Origin of the sequence: Fictibacillus nanhaiensis (assembly GCF_023715445.1) — a bacterium.
Taxonomy (GTDB): domain Bacteria; phylum Bacillota; class Bacilli; order Bacillales; family Fictibacillaceae; genus Fictibacillus; species Fictibacillus nanhaiensis_D.
Genome location: NZ_JAMBOD010000009.1, coordinates 105,687 through 129,383 on the forward strand (window position 1 = coordinate 105,687; position 23,697 = coordinate 129,383).

Here is a 23,697-nt window from a genome sequence, read left to right on the forward strand (position 1 = left end):
TTTTTTATGCAATAAAAAAAGGAAGAAGTACTTTACTTCTCCCTTGCACCTAACTCTGTGCCAAGCTCCACGAGGGAATGATTAATTCGCCATACATAATAAAGATGATGGATCAGGTCACGCTGAGTCTGTTTTCTGCTAGGAGCGAGACGTTCAATTTGCTCACGCTCATTTTCCAGTCTGTACATTACTTTTTCATCCATTTCAGATTCCTTCAGCATTGCATTCAAGGTAACTATATTGTGACTCAGCTTTTCCTCAGTCTTTTCAAACACTTCCACTAATTCCTCGGGGTAGTCAAACCCTTTTCGGTAAGAAGAAGCAACAAGATGTTTCGCATAATAGTTGATTGCCGACAAAGCTGTAAACCACCGAGTCATATCGGTATACGTTGGAGATCCAGGCCGCTGAAGAAGCGATTTGGCTTCATCTTTAATTGTTTGAAGCTTTTGATCAAGCGTAAAGGCTTTTTCAGAAAGCTCTTTAACGTTCACATCCTCATGAAAACTCCTCACGTACTCAGTTACATAAGGTTTCAGTTCTATAAAAAATTCATTGATGGACTCGGCCACTTTCTGTTTCGTTTTCTTCGGAAAAACAAAAGTGGATACAACAAGAGCAATCAAAGCGCCGGCAATCGTGTCGGTTACACGTGCCCTTATGAGCTCAAATGTAATTCCGCCAAGCAAGATGTCATACATGAATGCGATCAGCATCGTGATGAACATACTCATGATCGTGTAGGAAACGGTAAGTAAATAAAAAGCTAAAAAGATGACCGCAAATAGCAGGATAACTTCAATGACAGGCTGGCCAGACAGCAGTTTTGCCATTAAAAAGCCGATCACTGCTCCAATAATAGTACCAAGTGACCGCTGAAAACCTTTTGTGTAAATACGACCGATCGATTCCGTTCCAAGCAGCACGATAAAAGCGGTAAGGAGCACCCAGTACGGCTGGGTAGGTGAGATTAGCTGACCGATAATGATCGAAAGAACGCCCGCCACTAATGCCTGATACGCTTTTTTCGTAGAAGTTTTCAAACCGGTTTCTTCTTTTGGAGTATCGTCTTCCTTAGAATCTTTCCTATTTTCTTCTGGTTCAGCTTGTACACGTGTATTAGCAAGCAAAGACTGCTGGATCGTCGTCGCACCTTCAATTACGTGATTGGCGATTGATTCAATACGTCGAATCAAAAATACCCATCCTTTTGGCGGCTGCTCTCGATTAAGCAGGTCTAGAATCGTAAGCCGGAGCCTTTGAACCGCACGTTCTGCTTCCTCAAGATTCTGTTCTTCAGGAAGTTTTGCGAGCACTTCTGCATCACGAAGAGCCTTGGTCGCCTGGATAAGCAGCAGCCTGATATCTTCAATCTCTAAAGCATCCGCATTTTTTAAGCTTCGGATCGAGTCAGCCAATGTTTCAACGAGCATCCCGGTATCAAAGACATACAGCCGCAGCTGCGCTTGGGTTAGACCTGGCCACATCTCTTCTATATCTTCAGCTTTTATGTATCCGGATACGATCACCGCGTACTCTTTAAGCTTAAGTACATTCTTCTGAATTTCTTTTTTACGCTTAAGGCTGATTTCGGGATCATGCATCGCGTTAATTAATAGATTAAAGGTAAGATTGCTCTGAATATGAAAGGAACGGATACTTCTTCTCAGATTTTTAGCCGTGTCTTGAAAAAGAATAAAATTCACTACATACGCATAGATAACACCGATCGTGATACCTGCAAAAAACCAAGGCAGCTGATGGCTGTGAAGCTTTAACACAGATGAAATATATATAGTCATAAACGCAAGCATAGAAAGAGAAAAATACCGTGTCCCAAAGCGAGTCAAATAGAAAGAGCAAAAAATAATGACGATCATCAGCACATCAATGTAATAAGCATTACCGGATAGGGAACCAGCCGTTATTCCGAACATGGCAGAGGGAGCTAGCAGCAAGGTGGTGATCTTCATCTTTTCTTTGGCATCATCCATAACGGCCATGATTCCCAACAATCCGACCATACCAGAAACAATGGCGGGTGAAATCACCGAATTTCCGGCTGCACGCATAATCAAAAGCGTTGTAAAAACTGATGCAATTAAGCTGATCGTCGCACGGCCAGCTTTATAAAAACGGATTTGACCGGGATCCGAAGCCAACAATCTTCCAAGCCAGTGACGCATTCTATCTAATTGCCTCATCGAAATCACCCCGATTCTCCTAATTAACAATAACGATCATGCTACCATACGCTTATTTATTATCCCAAGTTATTACCTTTTACTCCTGTAAACATGCATTCACATCATACTTGGCTAATTATTGAAAGGAATATCCTTCCAGTTGATAGAATATAGAGAGGAGGAGGTGCAGCTATGAAAAAAATAATCGTAGTAACTTTACTTATTTTGTTAACCGCATGCAGCGAAAACAATAACGCCACAGTTGAACAATTAAAAGAAGACCACCCACATGTAAAGAAAGTAGCAGAAGAACTGCCGGAAAGTGTGCAGGAAAACTTAGCTGTTCCTAAAAAACTCCCTTTCAAACCTAAAAACGTGGAACTGATTTATGCGGGAGACCCGCCTGGCGATCCAAATGGCGACATTCAACATACGGAATTTATCTATGGAAAAGGTGAAGGCACGCTTTTCCAAGTCACCATGTTTCATAACAAAAAATCTAATTTTCATGATGAGGGCAAGCCTAAAACCACAAAGCTTAAAGATGGGACAAAAGTGACCATAGAAGTGGATACAAAAAATACAAAGGGAATCCGGTGGAAAAAAGATGACCTTTATTATGCCATGATGCTGATGGGTTCCGAATTCATGATAGATGATCTCTTAGAGGCTGCCGAATCTATGGAGTATTAGAAATAAGGCTAAGGAGTGTTGAACATGGAAAAATGCGTATATTTTAATGATAATTTTTTCTCGTCGGGAAGAACGGATATTTATAATGTATCGCAAGAAAAGCTAGGAAATCTCGATTTAAAAAGTGCTTTTGGTTCAAGTCTGAATGTGGAGAATGAAAAAGGCGAGGTCGTGGTCGAAGGCAGTTTTCCTTTTTTGTCTGGAAGATGGAGTATTAAACAGGCGGACGGAACCGAATTAGGCGAGGTAAAGGCGTCATTTGCTTTCTTCTCAAAGCGATATCACTATCTCACCACTCATGCCACATATGAAATTGAGTCACCGGCTTTTTCAAAAGAATACACCATACTTGATGAAAATAATACGGAAGTAGCGACATTCAAAAAAGTGAACGGTTTTTTTGAATCAGCTGCTTTCGAGTTAAAAAATCTTTCGGATACTCTTCTTACTGAAGAACTGATCGCGGTTGTTATGGGTGTCAATGCGATTGAAAAACGCAGGAATTCGAGTGCAGGCACAGGTGCAGCAACTTAATAATGTGGCTTACTATCCTACAGCCCTTTAGGGAGAACGAAGAAACAACGGAGATTAAGCTATGGGATTTGAAAGAAGAGCTGGGGGATATGGATTCGGTTGATATAAGAATACTAGATTTTATGTGAATTGCGTCTAACTGATTAAACAACCAGATTAAACTAACTTGTACCCCTTAAAACAGGAGGGAGAACTTGAAAAACCGTCCAGTGATTTTACTGGTTTCTGTATTCATAATTTTTTTACTGACAGCCGGGTATGTTCGATACGGTCTTTTTTGGAACTATCTGTATATTAAACAAGAATTTCAAGATTACCTTGAATATAAGTACGATATGCCTGTTATTATCAAAGATGTTAGTTTTGAAATGTTCCATAACGAGTACCATGGTTATGCTTATTTCGAAGAAAAGCCTAAAGTTGTATTCCATGTGGGTCAAAGCGGAGAGAACAAAGAGATCACGGATGCATATGAATATGAATCTTATGGAGCAACGGCTACGTCTGATATAAAATCAATCGCGAATAAACTTTTACCAGACAACCAACACGCTAGAGCGGAAATAATCGATATGGCCAGAAAAGAAATAGAAGTTGTCATCTGGTATGACAATAATATTAAAGAGGAAACAGAAGAGATGCTATTAACTGCAATTACGAAAAAAGGATACGTTGTTAAAAACATCTACATTACAAATGATTACGAAAAGTAACGCTAGTATGTTTTGCCAAAGCAATAAAAAAGAACTCTGTTGAAAAATAACGGGTTCTCATTTGGAAGAGAAAATCGTAATTCGAAATCCTTTTAGCAGGTGAATTCGCATCTTAATTGGATGTGTAAATAACATCAAAAACGACCAGATATGTCTGGTCGTTTTCTAATACCCTTATTCCATTAAAGCACCCGATCGTTGAATAATTCAGATCTTCAGTTAAAATGAGCATGAGCATCTTATAGAAATATTTGAAAGAGGATTCAAGGGAAAGTGTGTTTATTTAGCCAACCATCGATAAAATTTCCATATAAGGAACATAAAGATGATGTATCCGAAAAAGGAATAAGAATGATACCATGCTTCGCTATGAGTAAACCATCCTAATTTCTCAAAAAACTGTTCGGAAATACCTATACAAAGCCCAATTAAAATAAATAACAGAATTCTTAAAAGTGGAGGCAAGGTTTTTGTGATCCTTAAAAAAAGAACTGTAAAGATGGGTAATATGATTAATGTAAAAGCGATATTGATGGTAAACACATCCGGGAATTGTCTTGCAGGAAAGGCATACATTTGATTTCCGACAAATATTAAGTCCAAATATGTTCCAATAAAAGAAGAGAAAATAATGGTAGCTATAACAGCTCTTTGATTGTTACATTTCTTCTGCATCTTCGCGGAGGAGCACATTTTTTTTGGCCAGAATAGCAAGTTCAATTTTTTCAAGTGTTTTGCAGTATTCATCATAAATTTCCCCATCTGAAGGCTCTCCCTTATCGATTAAGTAGTCCATGATATACCAGTCCTTAAACCAGTCTTCGCTTTCTGGATCCTCGTGATTAACATCTTTCCATGCATATATTAATTGAGGACTATATAAACGATGTGCGCCTTTTCTTAATTGGCCTTTTTTTGTCCGCCGTTTATAAAAGGCACGGGAGAACAACTCGTTTATATCCGAAAACAAATGCGGCCAGTAGTCTTTTCTGGAACCGGTATGAGGACTATCATGTGCCCAATCGACTACTCCTGATAAAATGTTCTCCCGACAAAACAACAGTGAATATAATCGTTTGCCCAGCAATATCCGTTCATGAAGCGAGGTGAAGTGCTTCATTGTATCACCGATTAACAATGTTTCTCGTTTAGTCTCATCTTTATAAAATGGGAAAAGAATATGATTTAAGGAAAAGAAATCATAAAGTTTAAATCCAATGCTATTTAGTACAGTCTTTTTAAAATCTACATTTTGAATGACACTTTTTTCTAAATGGCTTTGTTCATTGATAACAGTGGCAATGGCTAACGTATAGCGGTCGCCGGTTTTCCAAAAATGGTTCCACATCGTTTCCATAAACGTTGACACATTGAAAAAAGGTAGGAGATGAAAAAGTTTTTTTGTTCTTTTGACACTTTGTTCATACAACAAAAATTGTGGATATATATCCTGGAAGATTAACCAGTTTCCTCGCTCCAAAAAAGAAAAGTAGGTGAGCTGATCTTTTTCCGACAATAGTCTTGTATATAACTCCCCTTTTAAATCCGCCATGTTCCAACCACCATTACGCGATACCATATGTCCAAGCAGTGCCCAGTGGATTTCTGGGTATCGAAGGTAAAACTGATAATAGGCATTTGTCCGTGTTACATTATTTCTGTTTTTTTGTCTTGTATGTTCTTTTATATCATGAATCAGTTTTGCCTCATCTTTCTTTAAATCCAATAATGTTATGGAGGCTTGTTTGCCTTTACTTTTTTTCTTTAATTCATGTTTGACATCTAAAAGAGAATACGGAATCGACTTGGAAGTATTATTCCATTTTCTTTTCCGATCGTTATTGTACATCCTTCTTCCTCCCACTAACATGAATGTTGTTCATTCTAGGACAAATAGGTTAATGTGGGCGTACTTTTAGATGATAAATTTACAATCTATTCAATAAAAATGAATCTTCTACTCTTCTACTCTATTAGTAATTAAAGGGCTACAATCATTTTATTACAAACAACAAGAATAAATGATGATCGTTTTTCCACGTTTCTTTATGATTAAATGTTTGTAGCTGTTCCACTATCTGGCCAATTAATAAAGAAGGGTGCATTTCTAATTACAGAAATGCACCTGTTAGGTGAAAAAGGGTTCTTCTATATTTTTTACTTAAAGGATGTATTGAAAGGATACCTATTTTAGTTTCTCACTGGACAGGAGCCGGGTACTTCCTAGGGAGTTCGAGACCACGCTGTTCCATAACCTGACGCAGCTGATCCGGGAAGTCAGTGATCAGTCCGTCAACCCCATCATCCATGAGCTTGTTCATGGTAGGCTGGTCATTGACCGTCCACGGGATGACCTTCATGCCAGCCTTGTGAGCGTCTCGAACCATATTTTTTGTCACATAAGGCTCATAGTTCTCCTCTGTGATTTTTCCGTTCTGCGGGAAACCGTGCACAGGAGAAATGGCGTCGGCACCGAACGAGCTTGCCGCAGCCACAAGATCGCCTCCGAAGTCGTCGATATCGATCCCGCCTAGCCACGGGGATGCCCCAGGCTGGCCAGGCTGAAGGAACTGCGGACCGTTAGTCAAAGCAACAATGGGCAAGCGTGGTTCGACCTCGCGCATGCGCATGAGGGCGCTCCAATCGAAGCTTTGGACCGACACTCGGTCAAGCATCCCCGCCTCTCGAACTTCATGAGCGACGATTTGTACGAACTCTTCCCGTGGAGCTGTCTGTTCAGGTGCCCCGGCTTCCACTTTTGTCTCGATGTTCATCCATACCTTATCTGCTTGGTAATGTTTAACGAGATCAAATACCTCGCTCAGCAGTGGCATCTTGGCGCCCGGGCTCTTTTGCTGTTCTGGGTACTGTGGTAATGTCTGCGAACCACAGTCCAGCGTGCGCACCTGAGCAAGAGTGAGATCCTTTATGTACTTGCCGACGTAAGGATACTCAGGATCATTCTCGAAAGCAGCGCCCGTGTCCTGACATTTGGCACCTGAGATTTTTCGATCGTGTGTGACTACAGCTTGGTGATCTTCCGTGATCTGTACGTCGAGCTCAAGTGTTCTCACTCCGATTTCAAGGGCCCGTGAGAACGAAGCGATTGTGGACTCGACAGTGAGTCCGAGTCCTCCACGATGTGCTTGCAAGTCGAACTCTTCAGTTTTACTTTTGATTTGCTTTTGATCTTTATCTTCCGCTCTTACTTCATGGAGATTTGCTAAACTAGTAATCCCCATAGTAGTTATTACAGCAATAGGTAATAGTTTTCTCTTCAACATATTTTTTAACCCCCAAGTGAATTTATCAAGCTTTTTAACTGTAAAACTTAATTATTAACTTGGCGTTAAAACTATCTTAAAGAAATGTAAAGAGACCTGATTAATGGAGATAAAATGGTTAGCGGGTTACTGCATAATTAATCTCGAGTAAAACAAAAAACGGTGCGAATTCGTATGTGAATTCCACCGCTTTTTGTGATTTATTGCTTTTCTGCACATTATTTAGTGCGATTTGATTTTTGTTTCGAGTTGTTTGATCGTTAATTGATCTAACTCCGGAAACCCTTCATCTTCCAGGGCAATCGTTTTTCCTTCATAGATGGGATAGACTCCTTGCCATCCCCCGACAATCGTATAAAGTTTTGTTCCGGGAAAGGGTTTTAGAAAGCAAACATACCGGCCTTCAGCCATCGGTCCCGGGTAAACTTTATTGAAAGGATTTGAGGGTTCAGGAAGAGGTTCAATTCCCGTTGATAATACGGAGACGATCTGTTCATTCGTTCCCTTTAAATATTGTTCAACATGAAAGCTTTGTACAAAATTAACGAGTTTCCCGCCTTGTACAGATTTTTCTAACGGCAGTTTCTGATGAGAAGTATCGAACCAACCATAACCAACTAATGTTGAACCGTTTACTAAACCTTTAATATTTGCGAGACGCTTTATATTTACGGTCTGTTTTGGAATCACATTATTATCCGCCTGAACAGTTAGATGAAACGTAAAAAACAAACATATACAGATTAGAAACTTAGACCATACTTTCATTCAATCACCTCATAACATATTATTGTGGCCTTTACTAGTGTTTAACTGCGATCCGATTTTTTATGTAAAGAAAATGGGGAAAATTGATGGCTCGGCAAAATCGAACTTTTGTTACAGAAAAGGACGCATTTCTCAAAGAAGGAGAAGTGCTCTTTTTAATTGAATTAAAGGAAAGCAGTGTAGGTAAAAAAGAAGATTCTTTTATGCCAATCATCAAAGACATTCAGCTTTTAAGTCCAAAAAACAAAGAACGTAACTGGCCATTATTTCACGAAAGAAGTGCAGAGGAGTTTAACTGGGTCAATGGGATACATAATTAAAGCTTAAGTTTCAATACGATGTATTGGCCAAAAGAGTACTTTTTGTGATTCTGAATAGTGGAGTAGAGGACTAGAATTAATTACGTCTATATCAAGAGCAGAAAGCAGGGTGTTTTTACTGAATTCTGCCTCCGCTTTTTGAAGGGACCATGGAAGATGATGGATATCTTCATAATAAAGATCACCTTTATGAGTCGTATAAAAGCGGTAACGCTCTGTCAGCCAATACTCCATCGTTTCTTTTTGATGATGATAGCGTTTAGTAACAGGATGGTACCGAGCGACCATTTCTGCGTTTTGATTAGAGCTTTTTCTAGTGCTTTTGAATTCAACATCGTCTTTATTTAGAGTAATCTGCATCTTGGCGTAATAATAAGGGAGATGAAAGAAAGTTCTCGCGGATAAAACAGCAAGTTGATGATCCGCATCTAAGCTGAAGAAATAGATACCTGGTATGCCTTTATACGTTACGTATGTCCTCACATTTAATTCAGGAAATGCACTCGACAAAGGAATAGGAGGTAAATTTCTTAATCGTAAATTATTTAAATAAAATGGCAATATACCAATCCACGCCTTTTGGTTATACATATCAATTTCCAATTGATCAGGTATTTTGTCGCGAATAGATCCTACGGATATAGGCCAATGGGCAAACAACACATGATTCCATGTTTGTGTCATGATCCATGGACCTTTTGGCAGAGGAAAAGGCCGATGTTCAGTCTGTTTTAAAAGGTTGTTATTAAACATATATGGACTCTCTCCCTTTTTTTCAACTCCCTTATTTATTTTCCCGATTTTTCTCTTATATATCCTTTTTGCATAAACTTATAGATTGTAAAGCCTAAAGAAAGGGTTGATGAAGAATGATGACTTTTATTATTGTTGTTCTCACGTTATTTTTAATCCCAGGTCCAGCTGTTATTTTAACAATATCTCAAACTCTTAAAGGTGGAATGAAGAATGGAATAGTGACAGGTTTAGGAATTGCACTGGGTGACTTAATCCATACTTTTGCAGCCGTTCTTGGAATTTCTGCAATTTTAATGGCCTCTGCATTTGCTTTTGAAGTTGTTAAATATGTAGGTGCAGCCTATTTAGTTTATTTAGGCATAAGTGCTTTAATTCATAAATCTAAAAAGGTTCAGCAACCCAAAGCAGAAAAAGTAAATACTAACCTAACTTTTCGTCAGGCTTTATGGATTGAATTATTAAACCCAAAGACTGCCCTTTTTTTCTTAGCTTTCTTGCCACAGTTTGTCCGAAGCGATAGCCATCCGGTGACCATTCAACTTTTACAGCTTGGGTTAACTTTCGTACTGATGAGCATTATTTATACTTCTTTCTTAGCATTCCTAACGAGTGTATTAGGTGAGAAGATATACGTTAAAAATAACCGAAGATCGCATTGGATGGAGAAAGTCGCAGGTATCGTCTATATTGGGTTAGGATTAAAGTTAGCTTTTCAAACTCAAAAATAATAAAATAACGCGTAAATTTTTAAGTATTCCATTAGCAGGTGCATTTCTTCAGGAATGAGAAATGTACTTTTTTATTGAGCAAAAGGACAGTCTAGAGGTGTGTAAAACCTATAAAAAATCTAAAACTAAAATTATTTATCAAATATAGGGCATAATAACTGTAACATTTGTTTAAGAAGGTGAATTCAATGGAAGCTAAAGAAAAAACAGGATTTAATCAGATGTTATGGCTATTGATTACTTTCGGGGCTCTTATCCTAGGAGTTATCATTTATATGATTTGGCAATGGTTAGTTTGAAAATGAGAAGGAAAAACAGAATCCACCGATTCATATCGGTGGATCTTTTTAATGTTTGACCCTTAACGATATATATGCATTTTCTTGACGGTAATTAATAGCTCAAATCGTTAAAAGAAAAAAAAAGACCAATTTATGGTCCTTTTGTTAGCTTCTTTGGAGTAACAACTTCTTACATTTTATCATCGTCATCTTGAGTATGTTCATTTAAATAAGGATTTTCAGTCGTTGCAAAATTGACTGAGAGAAGACTCATTTCAGGATCGAGTCCGTTTAATCCTTTTAATTTCTTTCCTTCCATTTCTCCGCTTTGAGTTTGATGGGGTTCTTCTTCTTTTTTCATCCTTATATCACTTTCCTTTTCAATTGTATGGTGGGTTTATCAGTAAAATTTACCATTCCCTAAATACAAATAAATATTCGAAACGAACTGGATACTCCTTGCTATGGGCAGTCTTATTGAATTACTGTTGGTTCAGTTACAGTAATGGTACGGTTGTACGTATTCAAGTTCACATTTATGCCGATCGGAACCGCTGCTTTATAATACCCATGCGCACTTGCGAGATACGTCATAAGTGGTTTTTCCAAAGGAACGATAAATTCATTAATGACATTTTCGTACGTTTTCCCATACGCAGGCTGACAATTTGTGCATTCTCCCCTAATAATTCCGATAGCGTCCTGCGAATTTTAGGACAGACAGAGAAACTACTAAATCTGTTTTCATTGATAGCTATGTAGATTGAACAAGGATAAGCAAACAATCATAATCTAAAAAATTGATAAAAGATAAAGACGTTAACATTTTCATTTAATACATTAGCTAGAGCTCGGGTTGAACTTATACTTTCTTAATTCTTCAGTAACAAATTAGTGTTTTATTGATGGAATGGTTATATTATTTTCATCAATCAAAGAAACATGTAATTCAAGATTACGATTTATTGAGGCAAAAAAAACATTTTTAATGTCAATGACACCTTTAATGAATAACTGCTGTTCTAACCAAGCTTCATCTAGACTAAAATCTCTTAAGACATTTGAGTATATTGTTCCTTCTACAATAACAGGAAAGGAAATCTTAGATGTTGTTTGAATAATATTCATATCTTCTAATGTAACTGTATTTTTTTGTGGCTTTTTTAATACGCTTAAAGCCCCATTTGCTTCGATGATTGCTATTTCAACTTCATTAATATCAAATACATTTTTTTCCCTAAGCATTTGAAGTATATTATCAATGGAATAACGGATTTTTTTTAGGTTTGTATTAAGAAATTTTCCATTGTAAATAATAACAGTTGGTTCAAATGTAAGTAATTTACCTATCTTCCGACTGGATATTTTCCAGTTTGCAACAACCTTTTGCAGGATTCCAATCAAAATTATAGCTATTGCAGTTGGAAGATGTTTGATATTTGGGTCTGCGATATCAGCTCCAACAACAGCTCCTAATGTGACGATAATTAAAAAATCAAATACGGGTAACTCTCCTATTGCTCGCTTTCCCATAAATAGGGTAGTGAATAATAGCAATGGTAAAATGGTAATTATTCTACCAAGAATCAAGAGTATTTCTTTCATAAATTCAAACATTTTTACACCACTTTCTAAAGTTTTACTCTCAAAAAGATATTGTTTTTTAAGTTATTTGGCAAAGGTGTCAAGTTACTTATGCCATTTGCGAAAATACCTGTTTGCCATGCCAAAGAAATATTTTTTTAGTAAATAAAAAGGGTGATAAGGCAGATTAATACCTTGAACCATTCGAATAATAAGTGCATAAATGGTTCTTTAAAATGTCTGAACCATAAAACCGTCATCTTCTTGCCATTCGGCTAAAAATATATGTTTATAATCAGAAATACCTTGAGAAATAAGTTGAGTTTTTAACCATTTTTCATTAAAACCCAAATCATTTAGTTCATCCCATAATACTTTACCATCACGAATTAATGTAACAGGAACGAAAACTGGTTTTGAAGGCATATTAAAATCTTCTTGCGTAGTTTTTTGATACTTTGACTTTTTTAAAATGCTTATTGATCCGTTTGCTTCTAAATAACAAAAGGCAACCTCTCTTATAGAAAATGTTTCACTTTGACGAAGTAAACTTTGTAACTGATTAATATTCATTCTATTTCTTTTCAATTCAGCTCTATCGACTATTCCATTTCTAATAAGAGCGGACGGTTTTCCTTCAACAATGCCACGAACTGATAGATACTTCTGTCCTAAATATTCGACCATAAAAAGTAAAGCTCCCCATAATAACATTGAATAGGTAATGTAAAAGATTCCGATTTCATGGTCGTATAATGCGTTTCCTAATAATTCTCCCAACACTATAGCGGAAATAAAAGTGAAGGGTGTGATCTGATTAATAATTTTCTTTCCAACAAATTTGATGATTATAAATAAAAGAAAAAAACCAATGAAAATCTCCATTGTTAGGTACATGACTTTCATATTATGCAAACTCCAATCAGACACGAGTATTGTATATTCTCAAGGAATCAAAATTATTTCTATTTGGTTAGGTATATTTTCTACCTTTTTTATAGTTAACAATTCCAGCCAAAATGATTCTTGTTTTATTCCTCTTCAAATTTTTCGGTGTTCCCTATTATTCCTCCAAAAAAATTACGGATAGATGTAGCCACCAGAGAATTGAAACACGATTACTAAACATATACAGGATCTGTAGGAATTCGGTGCGTAAAGTACAAAAGGAAGGTTGGGATGGGATTACAGATAGGTTTGGACAAAAAAGGTTGTGACCTAAGAAAAGGCATTTATCACATGAGGAAGAGAACAAACTTCTTAAAGCTGAATTCCTTTACGTAAAAAAGTCAATCAAACAAAAAGGGAGTGATAATGAAAAAAGAGGAGTTGTCTTTTATCGCAGCTTTTGAAAAGATCGTTCCTATCACCACATTTATTCAATCAACTACTGTATCACGTGCTGGGTACTACAAATGGAAGAAAGAAAAAGAGAAACGCCTTCGGGATGATCAATACCAGGATGTTCTTACTTATTTCATAAGGTTTTTAAAGCATCACGGGGTACATATGGAAAAAAGCGAATTAAAGCAGATCTACTTCGCCAACATGGACTCATTATCAATCATAAGAGTTTGTAGGATCAGACAGAAACGATTCAAACGAAATATTCAGCCACATGGAACGAAAAAAACGAATTAAGTTTCAGTTTTGCAGTTCACCCCATAACTGTTGGTTCAGTTACAGTAATGGTACGGTTGTACGTATTCAAGTTCACGTTTACGCCGATCGGTACCGCTGCTTTATAATAACCATGCGCACTTGCAAGGTTCGTCATAAGTGGTTTTTCCAACGGAACGATAAATTCATCAATGACATTTTCGTACGTTTTCCCATAAGCAGGCTGACAATTCGTGCATTCCCCCATGATAATTCCGATACAATCTTCAAATTTACCAGCGAGCTTCAGATGGTTCAAGTATCGAAAAATGGTATTTACGGGTTCATGTGTATCTTCCAGAAGCAAAATCTTCCCCTTTGTGTCGATCTCATAAGGTGTTCCTAAACTGCCTACAAATGATGTCAGATTACCTCCAACAACCGGACCTGTAACATTACCGGGAACTTTACTTACAAGCGGGATTCCTGGAGGGTTATTTATTTGCCAAGGCGCTGTTAATCGTGTCGTAGCATTGAAGAATTGGTTATAGTTATACGAAGGAGTGTTCGGACTGAAATCAAGAAGCAGTAAGCTTTGAAGAGTAACCAAATCTGCATATTGGTAAAGGACATTTAGCAAGATGGTTATGTCACTATACCCCGAAATTATTTTAGGATTGCTGTTGATAATGGAGAAGTCGAGGAAGGGAAGAATGCTTGCAACCCCAACACCTCCTCTTGTAGGCAATATCAATTTCACTTGTTTATTTTCAAACATCGACATTAAATCAGATGCCTGCTGTTCTGGAGTACCTGCAAGAAAACCGTCAGTGGCATATACATATTTTCCTACAATTACTTGAAACCCCATATTTCTTAATATACGTATACCTTGATTTATAACGCTAGCTTCTAGCGGACTGCCTAACGTAACAATTCCTATCGTGTCACCTTGTTGCAATTGAAGTGGTTTTATTGCCATCTCTCGCAGCTCCCTCCGTAGAACCAAAAATCTCTTCACATATATATTTTATTAAAGGAGATGTCATTCCTTAAAACAGAAGGGAAATGCACAAAACGGCTCTTCTCGTATCACATTTTTTAAAATTATTCAGTACTTTCTTTATCATCGTTGTATGCAACTCCACAAGAACAGCGGCTTTCCCCAAACAATAGATGATAAGAAGCGGGGAATTCCTGATTGACTCGCTGGACCTCTCTGGCAAACTCTTTGCTGTCAGCAGGTACTCTTGAGAGTGCATCCGCTTTTTTCTGGGAATCAATATAGGCTCCAGGGGGAACGAACCGATTCTTTGCAACATGAACACCATTGGTGACGACTGCATTATTTGCAATGAAAACGCCTCTTTCTACAATCGCGTCATATACAATTGTTTTAAAGCCGACGAAAACCTTTTTTCCGATATAACAAGGTCCGTGTATAAGTGCACCATGTGCCACAGATACTTCCTTGCTGATGAAGATGGAATAATCCTTTCCATCTACACGAATGGATTTATTTAATAATCCATGTAAAACTACGCCATCCTGAATATTTGTATTAGACCCAATATAAAAGGGCGTTCCTTCATCCGCACGTATACTAACAAGAGGAGCTACAAAAACATTCTTTCTTATAACCACATCACCAATTACACTGGTAAAAGGACTAATGAATGAACTTTTGTCAATTTTAGGAGAAATTTGAACAGGATTAAATGAAGTAATTGGGTTAGGACTGATAAATGGTTGAAAACAATCTGTCAATTTATTATGCTTCAATCTGACCACCTCTTGATTATTTTATCTACTCAAGTTATGCAATGTTGTAAGTTAGGTAACTAATTTATTGAAATTCAATCCAGTAAAATTTAATTATCTATACAAAAACATAGGGGGTTCTTCTAGTAAAATAGAAAAAATGAAAGTGGAATTTTACTTTATTAGCTGATCGATTAGGAGAGCGTAAAGCTCGCTCCACAAGATTCAAAGCACAGAATCAAATTACGTGTAAAATACTAGCTTAACTTCTATACTGAAGGTGAAAACAACAATTGGAGGGATAATATATGCATATTGAAATGTGGACTGACTTCGCTTGACCGTTCTGCTATATTGGCAAAAAGCGTCTGGAGGACGCTATTAAGCAGATTGACCATCCGATTGAAGTTATGTATCGATGCTTCGAGTTGGATCCGACAATGGAACGGGATAATAAACAAAACATGTACGAAAAACTAGCCCAAAAATATGGGATGAGTATAGCTACAGCAAAAGCAAACACAGAGAATATGGTGCAGATGGGGAAGGAAGCTGGAGTAGATTTTCAGTTTGATACATTAATTTTAACCAACACCTTTGATGCTCACCGAGTCACGATGTTTGCTAAAAATCATGGCTTAATGCATGAGATGACGAATCGGATTTTGCGTGCTTATTTTACCGAATCCAAACATATTGGGGATCATGAAACATTAACGGAGTTGGCAGCAGAAGTCGGATTGAACAGGAATGCAGTAGAAAAAATGCTGGCAAGTGATGAGATGGCGGATGCCGTTCGTGCAGATGAGGAAACAGGTCGACAGTACGGAATTACCGGCGTTCCATTCTTCCTTATTAATAAAAAATACGCCCTTACTGGAGCACAGCCGACTGAGGTGATTGTCAATGCCTTGAAAAAAATCATCGCAGAGGATGAAATCACCGTTTTAAACAATCAAGACGGAGCCATCTGTGATGACGAAGGGTGTGACATACCCAAAAAGTAGTGGTTAGATTAAAATATATATCTAAACTCAAAACCCAGGTGCATTTCTTCTAGAAGGAGAAGTGCACTTTTTTATTATTGTATGAAAGGTTAAATCAAACAATCGTTCACAAAATAATGAGGAAGTTTCCATTATCGCTATACTGACAAGGTGTAAAAAAAGGGATGATGATGGAAATTGCCAACAACAAAGAAAGAAAGTTTTTATTTTGGGATGATGAAACGGTTACGTACATTCTCTAGACATAGGCATATGATAATTTGATAAGTCTTTGAAGGGAATGAGCGAAATGTATAATTCTTACTACCGTAATGACCATTCACAAGTTGAAACCATACTTACTGGAATCAAAAGAGAAGCTTCAGCCATTGACTTTTATAGTCGATTAGCACATACTGCACCGAATCAATATCATAGGTATCATATTCTTTATGCTTTAGAAGGCAAAAAAGATCATTTGAAACAATTTACTGATCTTTATATTTCTATTACAGGAAAGCAGCCTGAGTACCAAATCGATCAAGTGGCTTTCTATGGTTACAAAGATGGGTTGAGGATCGCTTTTGAAGCGGAAGTAGAAGGTTGTCAAGCATATCATGATTACTGTCAGCGCAGTCATAATCCTTATATCCAGCAAATATTTATGCAGGCTTTCACAGAGAAAAAGAAAATCTCCGCTCAAATTGATTGTTTATATCGAGATACACCTGCAGAGATCAAGGATTATGGCGGCCAGCCGTTTGTTGTTGATATTAATGAAGCGACAAAGCAAAACAATACGTACCGAACCGCTTTATGGACTGGCGAACATTTGCAAGTGACATTGATGAGCATTGATGTTGGGGATGACATCGGGTTGGAAGTTCACCCGAATACGGATCAATTTTTGCGAATTGAAGAAGGGCAAGGCATTGTTCAAATGGGGGATAGTCAGGATCAATTAGACTTTCAGGTGGAAGCTTATGACGACTTTGCCATCATGATTCCTGCTGGAAAATGGCATAACCTTACCAATACAGGAGATAAACCAATAAAACTATATGCAATCTATGCGCCTCCTGAACATCCGTTTGGAACCGTTCACCCAACAAAAGCAGCGGCTATGGCTGCTGAAGCAAGTGAATAAGTAAAAAAACTTCAATTTTTTATCAATAAATGACCCAAAAGCGTGTATTTCAACTTTTGGTGTCATTTTTTTTGATAAATACAGCTTATTATGCAGTTTAAAAGGAGATTTTTCAGAAGGAAAATCCTCGGTTGAGCGAAAACAAGGTGTTTTTGAGCGTAGCGGCAAGGATCTGAGCGAAACGTAAGCCATTTGGAGCGGTACTCGATGTGTTTTGAGCGTACATTACAAATCCTGAGCGTACGTGTAATAAATAAAAGAACACGTACCGTAACGTAAAGCTAAAATAAATACATTGTGAAAACTTTATAAAACATATTGACACACTCGAGGCATTACAATAAAATGAAAAACGAGATTGATAATCATTTTCAATTAAACATACAATTGCAATAAACAGTTTTGAAGGAGGGCGAAACCATGTCCAGACTGTACGCGGAACAATTACATATTGCTTATGGTGAACGGGACATTGTAAAAGATCTCAACATATCGATTCCAGATGGGAAGATCACTACGATCATCGGACCAAACGGCTGCGGAAAATCAACGGTTTTGAAAACGTTGTCGCGTATATTGAATCCGAAATCTGGTGCAGTGTACCTTGATGGCAAAGCCGTTAGTAAAGAGTCTACAAAGAAAATCGCTCAAAAGATGGCGATCTTGCCGCAGTCTCCAGAATCACCGGAGGGGCTTACGGTAGGAGAACTCGTTTCTTACGGAAGGTTTCCATACCAAAAAGGCTTTGGAAAACTGACGAAGAGAGATTTTGAAGTGATCGACTGGGCTCTTCATGTGACTGGTGTTTCTGAGTTCAAGGACCGTCCGGTTGATGCACTCTCAGGTGGACAGCGTCAACGTGTATGGATTGCTATGGCGTTAGCTCAAGAGACAGATATTATTTTACTGGATGAGCCGACTACATACTTGGATCTATCTCATCAGTTAGAAGTGCTTGAGTTATTGCACCAGCTGAACCGTGACGAAAAGCGCACGATCGTAATGGTCATTCATGACTTGAATCATGCAGCGAGATTTGCTCATCATATGGTGGCGATGAAAGAAGGCTCTATCCTGAAAGAGGGCACAGCAGAAGAAGTAATGACACGTCAGGTGCTTCGAAATGTATTTAACATCGATGCTGAGATCGGCATGGATCCGAGAACGAGAAAGCCCGTCTGTCTAACATATGATCTCATCAAGAGTGTTCAGTTAGTAGAGAATTTGGCGTAATTGGTCGCCTTTCTTTTTTACATTTAATTGAGAATGATTTTTATTGTCAAATATAGGGGGATAACAAAATGAACAAACGTACAAAACAATTATTACTTAGCTTTATGACAATGCTGCTAGTATTTGCACTGGCTGCATGCGGAAATAAATCAGAAGAAGGCGCAAGTGCTGGAGAAAAAGATTCGAAAAATGAAACAAGAATTTATAAAGGTGAGAATGGGAATGTAGAGGTACCTGCTGAACCAAAACGTGTTGCGATGATGGCGGCTACATACGCTGGTAACTTGCTAGATTTAGGGATTACGCCAATTGCAGTAAACGAATATCCAAAGCAAAACAAATTCTATGGCGACAAACTGGATAAAGCAGAAGTTGTTACAGCAGATTCTTATGAAAAGCTCCTAGAACTGGATCCAGATCTAATCATTACGTATTCTGATGATAAAAACATTAAGAAGTACGAAGAAATCGCGCCAACAGTAACAATGACATATGACAAGTATGATTACAAAGAACAGCATATTGAGATTGGTAAGATGGTAGGTAAAGAAAAAGAAGCAAAAGCATGGGTAAAAGAGTGGGAAAAGAAAGCAGCTGACGCACGTAAAAAAGTTAAAGATGCAATCGGTGAAGACAAAACGTTCATGGTCATGGAAGCTTACGGAAAAGATATGTATGTTTACGGTGAAAACTGGGGACGTGGAACAGAAGTAATCTATCAAGCTCTTGAACTAAAGGCTCCTAAGAAATTAGAAGAAGATGTATTTGGACCTGGCTGGAAAGCGATCTCTACTGAAGTTATTCCAACATACGCTGGAGATTATATCTTTGTTGGTACTGGTGCCGGCAACCCGGATAACTCATTTATGGAATCTGATGTATGGAAAGAGCTTCCGGCTGTTAAGAACGGAAACGCAATCAAGTTTGACTCTGAATCCTTCTATTTCAATGACCCGATCTCTTTAGAAAAAGAGTTAGAAATCATTGTTGAAGAGTTAACAAAAAAGAAATAATAAAAGCTTTAAATAAAAAGGAAATAGGCTATGTTCAAAACAAAAACCAAGCTTATAAAAGATAATAAAGTGTATTCGAGGCCTGCGGTAGGTTCAGTTATTCTACTGTTTGGATTCATCCTTTTGATTGCGAGTATAGGTCTTGCGATTTCAGTCGGTGCTGCCAAAATAAATTTTATTACGGTTTGGAATTCTATCTTAAACTATGATCCTAGCAGGGAAGCTGACCGCATCATTGTCAGCCTCCGGCTACCGAGGGAGCTTGGTGCTGCTATTGTCGGTGCTGCATTTGCAGTCAGTGGAGCTATCATGCAGGGGATGACCCGAAATCCTCTTGCAGACCCTGGATTGCTTGGTTTGAACGCGGGTGCGAGTCTCGCCCTTGCATGTGTGTTTGCTTTTAACACAGGTGCAAACTATTTTACAGTGATGATGATTTCCTTTATTGGTGCAGGAATAGGTGCAGGAATGGTGTTCGGATTAGGCTCAATGAGCAGAGGAGGACTCTCTCCGATTCGGATTACTTTAGCCGGTGCAGCTGTTTCTGCACTGCTTTCTTCGTTAGGAGAGGGGATTGCATTATACTTTAAGCTCTCTCAAGACCTTGCCTTCTGGACAGCCGGAGGTGTTTCAGGAACAAATTGGGCACAGCTGAAGCTTATTGTACCGGTCGTCATTGTGGGAATCCTGATTGCAGTTATGTTTTCAAGGCAGCTCACCATCCTTAGCTTTGGTGAAGAGGTGGCAAAAGGGCTGGGGCAGCGGACTCTGCTTACAAAAGTCGTTCTGATGACTGTCGTGCTGATCCTGGCAGGTGCAGCGGTCTCACTTGTTGGAGCAATTGCATTTGTAGGGCTTATGGTTCCGCATATCGTCCGATTTCTTGTGGGGACGGACTACCGTTGGATTATTCCGTGCTCCGCTATTTTCGGCAGTGTACTGATGGTATTAGCAGATACGTTTGCCAGAACCGTTAATGCTCCTTATGAAACGCCAGTCGGCGCGGTTGTTGCCATGATCGGTGTACCATTCTTCCTTTACCTTGCAAGAAAGGGAGGAAGAAAACTATCATGATGAACCCAAGTCAGGTCAAGAGAATTAGAATAACGACGATTGTGGCAATCGTTTTGCTGTTAGCGGTTTTTATTATTAGTGTTGCCACTGGATTTGCGTCGTTAACACCTGCAGAACTGTTCCGAACGATCATCGGACAGGGAACACCAAGAGAAAATTTGATTTTGTTTGAGTTTAGATTGCCTAGAATTTTTGTAGCCATCTTAGCTGGGATGGGGCTCGCTGTGTCTGGTGCCATCCTTCAAAGTTTAACGAAGAACCCGCTTTCTGACCCTGGTATTTTAGGAATTAATGCCGGTGCAGGTTTGATGGTTGTGGTTTATATCATGTTTTTCACGGTTGAAACATCGAGTTTCTTGTACGTGCTTCCGCTCTTTGCTCTAGCAGGCGGAATGATAACAGCAACGATTATTTACGTTATGTCTTACATAAAAGGCGAAGGTGTAGAGCCAACAAGACTAGTGCTGGTTGGTGTCGGTCTAGCTGCTGCTTTATACGGTGCCACGCTAACCTTATCCACAAGATTAGATATGGAAGATTACTCGTTTATGGCCAACTGGATGGCGGGTAGAATCTGGGGTGATGACTGGACGTTTGTTCTTTCGTTATTGCCTTGGATATGCGTGTTGATTCCGATTACACTGATGAAGTCTAATGTGCTGAACACGCTTAACCTTCACGAGAATGTTTCTATCGGTGTTGGAGTGAATACCGGACGGGAGCGAATCGTTCTGATCATGATGGCAGTCGCTCTGGCGTCTGCTTCTGTAGCGGTCAGCGGAGGCATCGGGTTTGTTGGACTGATGGCTCCTCACATTGCCAGATCGCTTGTTGGTCCGAGACATCAAGCGTTTCTGCCCGTTGCCGCTTTAATCGGTGCGATCTTGCTTCTAGCTTCCGATACGATAGGCAGAGTTATTCTCGATCCAAGCGGTATCCCGGCTGGAATCATCGTAACGATTATTGGAGCACCGTATTTTATGTATTTATTAGCAAAAAAATAAAGAAAAAAGAAGCTGATCCCAAAAAGTACACGCTAGTTGTGCTCTTTAGGGGCAGCTTTTTTAAATTTTGTTCATGTTTTTTGTGCGATAGTAAGATCGGTGAGCGTATAGGGAAGGGTTTTGAGCGAAACGGAGAGTTTTTGAGCGTAACTGGACCCGGTTTGAGCGATACAAGACTAAATGGAGCGAAGATCATGAATTTCTGAGCGAACGTGTAAGAAATAAAAGAACACGTACCGTAAAACCACACTAAAAAAAGGCAATCTCAAATATTTCTTTTGAGGATTGCCCCTAACTCTTTAATTGATCATCTGTTTGACTAGTTCACGGTTACGTTCTTTGAATACTTCGTTATGGGAAGAAACCATCGCTACAGTTTGAGCATCTGGCTGGATAAACTGCTTCGCTTTGTTTACAGCATTTGCTGCATCTTGGAACGTACCTGCGATCAAATTCAGTTTGCCCTCGTGTTTCAAAATATCACCGGCAGCATACAGTCCAGGGACTGACGATTCACTGTTCGCATTTCCTGCGATATAAAAATTATCGGCAAGCTCGATATTCAACTCACTATTTCCAAGCAGTGAAGTATCTTGTTCATAGCCATGATTGATGATGACTTCATCGATAGGAAGGTAGGAAACCTCACCCGTTACATGATTCGTTAACTCAATCTGTTCGATCACTTCATGATTTGGGCAAGCAAACAGCTTAGAGATCGAGGTGTTAAAGATGCAGTCCGCACAACTGTTCATTAGTTGTGTAACTTGAGCCTCGTGCCCTGCTAACGTTCCTTTTCTATATGTAAGGTAAACTTTTTTTGCGATCGGCACTAATTCGTTTGCCCAATCGATAGCAGTATTACCGCCGCCAGAAATAATGACAGTCTTATCTTTAAATTGCTGTAATGACTTAACGGTATAGTTCAAATTAGAAACTTCAAATCTTTCAGCACCTTCAATATCAAGCCGCTGCGGGTTTAAGATACCGCTTCCCACTGCAACGATAACCGTTTTTGAATAATGCATCTCTCCACTGGCGCCTTTTAAAATAAAGATGCCTTCTTCGTTCTTAGTCATTGATTCTACTTTTTCATTTAGAACAACTTCCGGGTTAAACGTTAATCCCTGTTCTACCAGCTTTTCAATAAGCTTTGCACCTGAAAGGGGTGTATGGCCGCCAACATCCCAGATCATTTTCTCAGGATATACATGTAGCTTTCCGCCTAAATGCGGCTGATACTCAATGATCTTTGTCTTCATCTGTCTTAATCCGCTATAAAAGGCTGAATACAGACCTGCGGGCCCTCCGCCGATAATGGTTACATCAAATATATCTTTGTTTTCCATATGCGTTCCTCCTCAGGAAGCAATAATAGTGATTATCATTCTCATTTAAATATATTATGAATCTCACCTTTTTACAATGGTTTTCTTTAATCTTCTACATAACTAATTAAAATGTAATTAGGAAAAATAATCTTTAGAAATTCTTTTTGACAGTCTATATTTATCATGTTAATATGGCTATTAAATTCAAAATATTAAAACTCTTATTAAGAGAGGTGGAGGGACTGGCCCGATGAAACCCAGCAACCATTCAACGAACTCGTTGAAAAGGTGCTAATTCCTGCAGAGCATATAGCTTTGACAAATAAGAGGGGAACTCATAATTGATGAATGCCTCTCTATTTTAAATAGAGAGGTATTTTTGTCTTTAAAAAAAGTAAGCTCATTCTTTTGCTCCATTTGTCAGTAAAATTTCATACAAAATGCATCAGGTGCTTTGTGAATGATTCACTCAGCTTAAAAGGGAAACCGGTGAAATTCCGGCACGGTCCCGCCACTGTGATGGGGAGCTACTTATCAAATAGCCACTGTTTCATATAGAAATGGGAAGGGATAAGAAGTGATGAACCTTAGTCAGGAGACCTGCCTGTTGTATTCGCTTGTACTCTACGGGTTATAGGGAGGAGTGAGGAATACGTGTTGAGAAAACCAGAATATCTCAACTCTAGTTAGCTATGCGTATGA

At 38.6% G+C, this 23,697-nt stretch carries 24 protein-coding genes, 1 pseudogene and 2 riboswitches; of the genes and pseudogenes, 12 read left to right on the forward strand and 13 right to left on the reverse strand.

All coding sequences use genetic code 11. The annotated features are described in order from the left end of the window. Positions 1-32 precede the first annotated feature (32 nt). Entirely contained in the window at positions 33-2,204 is a 2,172-nt protein-coding gene (locus M3196_RS18750) for an FUSC family protein (protein WP_251323867.1), read from the reverse strand. Positions 2,205-2,378: 174 nt separating this feature from the next. On the opposite strand from M3196_RS18750, the gene M3196_RS18755 reads away from it, so the two are divergent. The 3 genes from M3196_RS18755 to M3196_RS18765 all read left to right on the forward strand — a co-directional run bounded on the left by M3196_RS18755 (position 2,379) and on the right by M3196_RS18765 (position 4,126). Further along, on the forward strand, positions 2,379-2,879 hold the full coding sequence (locus M3196_RS18755) for a hypothetical protein (protein WP_251323868.1): 501 nt from the start codon (positions 2,379-2,381) through the stop codon (positions 2,877-2,879). Between the two features lie 24 nt (positions 2,880-2,903). Further along, complete coding sequence (locus tag M3196_RS18760; RefSeq protein ID WP_251323869.1) at positions 2,904-3,413, forward strand: hypothetical protein; 510 nt, start codon at positions 2,904-2,906, stop codon at positions 3,411-3,413. A gap of 194 nt (positions 3,414-3,607) precedes the next feature. Then, entirely contained in the window at positions 3,608-4,126 is a 519-nt protein-coding gene (locus M3196_RS18765) for a hypothetical protein (RefSeq protein WP_251323870.1), read from the forward strand. Positions 4,127-4,405: 279 nt separating this feature from the next. Here M3196_RS18765 and M3196_RS18770 read toward each other — a convergent pair whose 3' ends face one another. The 4 genes from M3196_RS18770 to M3196_RS18785 form a co-directional block, all read right to left on the reverse strand. Further along, positions 4,406-4,888 (reverse strand): CBO0543 family protein, encoded by a 483-nt coding sequence (locus tag M3196_RS18770; RefSeq protein WP_425311030.1) that lies wholly within the window; start codon positions 4,886-4,888, stop codon positions 4,406-4,408. Further along, complete coding sequence (locus tag M3196_RS18775) at positions 4,785-5,975, reverse strand: DUF2515 domain-containing protein (RefSeq protein ID WP_251323871.1); 1,191 nt, start codon at positions 5,973-5,975, stop codon at positions 4,785-4,787. The genes M3196_RS18770 and M3196_RS18775 overlap by 104 nt, the downstream gene beginning before the upstream one ends. Positions 5,976-6,324: 349 nt before the next feature. After that, positions 6,325-7,410 carry a glycerophosphodiester phosphodiesterase gene (locus M3196_RS18780; RefSeq protein ID WP_251323872.1) on the reverse strand — a complete coding sequence of 362 codons (1,086 nt, stop codon included), beginning with the start codon at positions 7,408-7,410 and terminating at the stop codon, positions 6,325-6,327. A gap of 222 nt (positions 7,411-7,632) precedes the next feature. Beyond that, on the reverse strand, positions 7,633-8,178 hold the full coding sequence (locus tag M3196_RS18785) for a hypothetical protein (protein ID WP_251323873.1): 546 nt from the start codon (positions 8,176-8,178) through the stop codon (positions 7,633-7,635). An 86-nt stretch (positions 8,179-8,264) separates the two neighbouring features. Between M3196_RS18785 and M3196_RS18790 the strand changes: the two genes are divergently transcribed. Beyond that, positions 8,265-8,498 carry a hypothetical protein gene (locus M3196_RS18790; protein ID WP_251323874.1) on the forward strand — a complete coding sequence of 78 codons (234 nt, stop codon included), beginning with the start codon at positions 8,265-8,267 and terminating at the stop codon, positions 8,496-8,498. A 3-nt stretch (positions 8,499-8,501) separates the two neighbouring features. Here M3196_RS18790 and M3196_RS18795 read toward each other — a convergent pair whose 3' ends face one another. Continuing rightward, the gene (locus tag M3196_RS18795; protein ID WP_251323875.1) at positions 8,502-9,251 is read right to left on the reverse strand and encodes a YqjF family protein; all 750 of its coding nucleotides are present in this window, start codon (positions 9,249-9,251) and stop codon (positions 8,502-8,504) included. Between the two features lie 116 nt (positions 9,252-9,367). Here M3196_RS18795 and M3196_RS18800 point away from each other — a divergent pair, with 116 nt between their 5' ends. After that, positions 9,368-9,982 (forward strand): LysE family translocator, encoded by a 615-nt coding sequence (locus tag M3196_RS18800; RefSeq protein ID WP_251323876.1) that lies wholly within the window; start codon positions 9,368-9,370, stop codon positions 9,980-9,982. Between the two features lie 471 nt (positions 9,983-10,453). Here M3196_RS18800 and M3196_RS18805 read toward each other — a convergent pair whose 3' ends face one another. The 4 genes and pseudogenes from M3196_RS18805 to M3196_RS18820 all read right to left on the reverse strand — a co-directional run bounded on the left by M3196_RS18805 (position 10,454) and on the right by M3196_RS18820 (position 12,753). Then, positions 10,454-10,624 (reverse strand): hypothetical protein, encoded by a 171-nt coding sequence (locus tag M3196_RS18805; RefSeq protein WP_251323877.1) that lies wholly within the window; start codon positions 10,622-10,624, stop codon positions 10,454-10,456. A 113-nt stretch (positions 10,625-10,737) separates the two neighbouring features. Continuing rightward, positions 10,738-10,968, reverse strand: a pseudogene (locus tag M3196_RS18810) (S66 peptidase family protein); the annotation flags it as partial. Between the two features lie 186 nt (positions 10,969-11,154). After that, the gene (locus tag M3196_RS18815; RefSeq protein ID WP_251323878.1) at positions 11,155-11,880 is read right to left on the reverse strand and encodes a DUF421 domain-containing protein; all 726 of its coding nucleotides are present in this window, start codon (positions 11,878-11,880) and stop codon (positions 11,155-11,157) included. 198 nt (positions 11,881-12,078) lie between these two features. After that, positions 12,079-12,753, reverse strand: coding sequence for a DUF421 domain-containing protein (locus M3196_RS18820; protein WP_251323879.1), 675 nt, complete (start codon positions 12,751-12,753; stop codon positions 12,079-12,081). A gap of 408 nt (positions 12,754-13,161) precedes the next feature. Here M3196_RS18820 and M3196_RS18825 point away from each other — a divergent pair, with 408 nt between their 5' ends. After that, the gene (locus tag M3196_RS18825) at positions 13,162-13,488 is read left to right on the forward strand and encodes a hypothetical protein (protein ID WP_251323880.1); all 327 of its coding nucleotides are present in this window, start codon (positions 13,162-13,164) and stop codon (positions 13,486-13,488) included. A gap of 16 nt (positions 13,489-13,504) precedes the next feature. Here the strand turns inward: M3196_RS18825 and M3196_RS18830 are convergent, their stop codons facing one another. Beyond that, on the reverse strand, positions 13,505-14,428 hold the full coding sequence (locus M3196_RS18830) for a S66 peptidase family protein (RefSeq protein WP_251323881.1): 924 nt from the start codon (positions 14,426-14,428) through the stop codon (positions 13,505-13,507). 125 nt (positions 14,429-14,553) lie between these two features. Beyond that, complete coding sequence (locus M3196_RS18835; RefSeq protein ID WP_251323882.1) at positions 14,554-15,228, reverse strand: carbonate dehydratase; 675 nt, start codon at positions 15,226-15,228, stop codon at positions 14,554-14,556. Positions 15,229-15,560: 332 nt separating this feature from the next. Here M3196_RS18835 and M3196_RS18840 point away from each other — a divergent pair, with 332 nt between their 5' ends. From M3196_RS18840 to M3196_RS18865, 6 genes are all read left to right on the forward strand, one after another. Then, positions 15,561-16,214 carry a DsbA family oxidoreductase gene (locus M3196_RS18840; protein WP_338082967.1) on the forward strand — a complete coding sequence of 218 codons (654 nt, stop codon included), beginning with the start codon at positions 15,561-15,563 and terminating at the stop codon, positions 16,212-16,214. A gap of 289 nt (positions 16,215-16,503) precedes the next feature. Next, positions 16,504-17,340, forward strand: coding sequence for a cupin domain-containing protein (locus M3196_RS18845; protein ID WP_251323883.1), 837 nt, complete (start codon positions 16,504-16,506; stop codon positions 17,338-17,340). A gap of 420 nt (positions 17,341-17,760) precedes the next feature. Beyond that, positions 17,761-18,573, forward strand: coding sequence for an ABC transporter ATP-binding protein (locus M3196_RS18850; RefSeq protein WP_251323884.1), 813 nt, complete (start codon positions 17,761-17,763; stop codon positions 18,571-18,573). A gap of 68 nt (positions 18,574-18,641) precedes the next feature. Further along, on the forward strand, positions 18,642-19,586 hold the full coding sequence (locus tag M3196_RS18855; protein ID WP_251323885.1) for an iron-hydroxamate ABC transporter substrate-binding protein: 945 nt from the start codon (positions 18,642-18,644) through the stop codon (positions 19,584-19,586). Between the two features lie 30 nt (positions 19,587-19,616). Next, on the forward strand, positions 19,617-20,660 hold the full coding sequence (locus tag M3196_RS18860; RefSeq protein ID WP_251323886.1) for a FecCD family ABC transporter permease: 1,044 nt from the start codon (positions 19,617-19,619) through the stop codon (positions 20,658-20,660). After that, on the forward strand, positions 20,657-21,664 hold the full coding sequence (locus M3196_RS18865) for a FecCD family ABC transporter permease (RefSeq protein WP_251323887.1): 1,008 nt from the start codon (positions 20,657-20,659) through the stop codon (positions 21,662-21,664). The genes M3196_RS18860 and M3196_RS18865 overlap by 4 nt, the downstream gene beginning before the upstream one ends. Before the next feature lie 299 nt (positions 21,665-21,963). Here the strand turns inward: M3196_RS18865 and M3196_RS18870 are convergent, their stop codons facing one another. Then, the gene (locus M3196_RS18870; RefSeq protein ID WP_251323888.1) at positions 21,964-23,013 is read right to left on the reverse strand and encodes an NAD(P)/FAD-dependent oxidoreductase; all 1,050 of its coding nucleotides are present in this window, start codon (positions 23,011-23,013) and stop codon (positions 21,964-21,966) included. A 200-nt stretch (positions 23,014-23,213) separates the two neighbouring features. After that, positions 23,214-23,324, forward strand: a riboswitch (SAM riboswitch). A 101-nt stretch (positions 23,325-23,425) separates the two neighbouring features. Then, a riboswitch (cobalamin riboswitch) is annotated at positions 23,426-23,617 on the forward strand. Positions 23,618-23,697 lie beyond the last annotated feature (80 nt).

Coding starts and splice junctions, on each gene's coding strand:
- M3196_RS18750 (WP_251323867.1), bottom strand. CDS start 2,204: ATGAGGCAATTAGATAGAATGCGTCACTGGCTTGGAAGATTGTTGGCT.
- M3196_RS18755 (WP_251323868.1), top strand. CDS start 2,379: ATGAAAAAAATAATCGTAGTAACTTTACTTATTTTGTTAACCGCATGC.
- M3196_RS18760 (WP_251323869.1), top strand. CDS start 2,904: ATGGAAAAATGCGTATATTTTAATGATAATTTTTTCTCGTCGGGAAGA.
- M3196_RS18770 (WP_425311030.1), bottom strand. CDS start 4,888: ATGGGGAAATTTATGATGAATACTGCAAAACACTTGAAAAAATTGAAC.
- M3196_RS18775 (WP_251323871.1), bottom strand. CDS start 5,975: ATGTACAATAACGATCGGAAAAGAAAATGGAATAATACTTCCAAGTCG.
- M3196_RS18780 (WP_251323872.1), bottom strand. CDS start 7,410: ATGTTGAAGAGAAAACTATTACCTATTGCTGTAATAACTACTATGGGG.
- M3196_RS18785 (WP_251323873.1), bottom strand. CDS start 8,178: ATGAAAGTATGGTCTAAGTTTCTAATCTGTATATGTTTGTTTTTTACG.
- M3196_RS18790 (WP_251323874.1), top strand. CDS start 8,265: ATGGCTCGGCAAAATCGAACTTTTGTTACAGAAAAGGACGCATTTCTC.
- M3196_RS18795 (WP_251323875.1), bottom strand. CDS start 9,251: ATGTTTAATAACAACCTTTTAAAACAGACTGAACATCGGCCTTTTCCT.
- M3196_RS18800 (WP_251323876.1), top strand. CDS start 9,368: ATGATGACTTTTATTATTGTTGTTCTCACGTTATTTTTAATCCCAGGT.
- M3196_RS18805 (WP_251323877.1), bottom strand. CDS start 10,624: ATGAAAAAAGAAGAAGAACCCCATCAAACTCAAAGCGGAGAAATGGAA.
- M3196_RS18815 (WP_251323878.1), bottom strand. CDS start 11,880: ATGTTTGAATTTATGAAAGAAATACTCTTGATTCTTGGTAGAATAATT.
- M3196_RS18820 (WP_251323879.1), bottom strand. CDS start 12,753: ATGAAAGTCATGTACCTAACAATGGAGATTTTCATTGGTTTTTTTCTT.
- M3196_RS18825 (WP_251323880.1), top strand. CDS start 13,162: ATGAAAAAAGAGGAGTTGTCTTTTATCGCAGCTTTTGAAAAGATCGTT.
- M3196_RS18830 (WP_251323881.1), bottom strand. CDS start 14,428: ATGGCAATAAAACCACTTCAATTGCAACAAGGTGACACGATAGGAATT.
- M3196_RS18845 (WP_251323883.1), top strand. CDS start 16,504: ATGTATAATTCTTACTACCGTAATGACCATTCACAAGTTGAAACCATA.
- M3196_RS18850 (WP_251323884.1), top strand. CDS start 17,761: ATGTCCAGACTGTACGCGGAACAATTACATATTGCTTATGGTGAACGG.
- M3196_RS18855 (WP_251323885.1), top strand. CDS start 18,642: ATGAACAAACGTACAAAACAATTATTACTTAGCTTTATGACAATGCTG.
- M3196_RS18860 (WP_251323886.1), top strand. CDS start 19,617: ATGTTCAAAACAAAAACCAAGCTTATAAAAGATAATAAAGTGTATTCG.
- M3196_RS18865 (WP_251323887.1), top strand. CDS start 20,657: ATGATGAACCCAAGTCAGGTCAAGAGAATTAGAATAACGACGATTGTG.
- M3196_RS18870 (WP_251323888.1), bottom strand. CDS start 23,013: ATGGAAAACAAAGATATATTTGATGTAACCATTATCGGCGGAGGGCCC.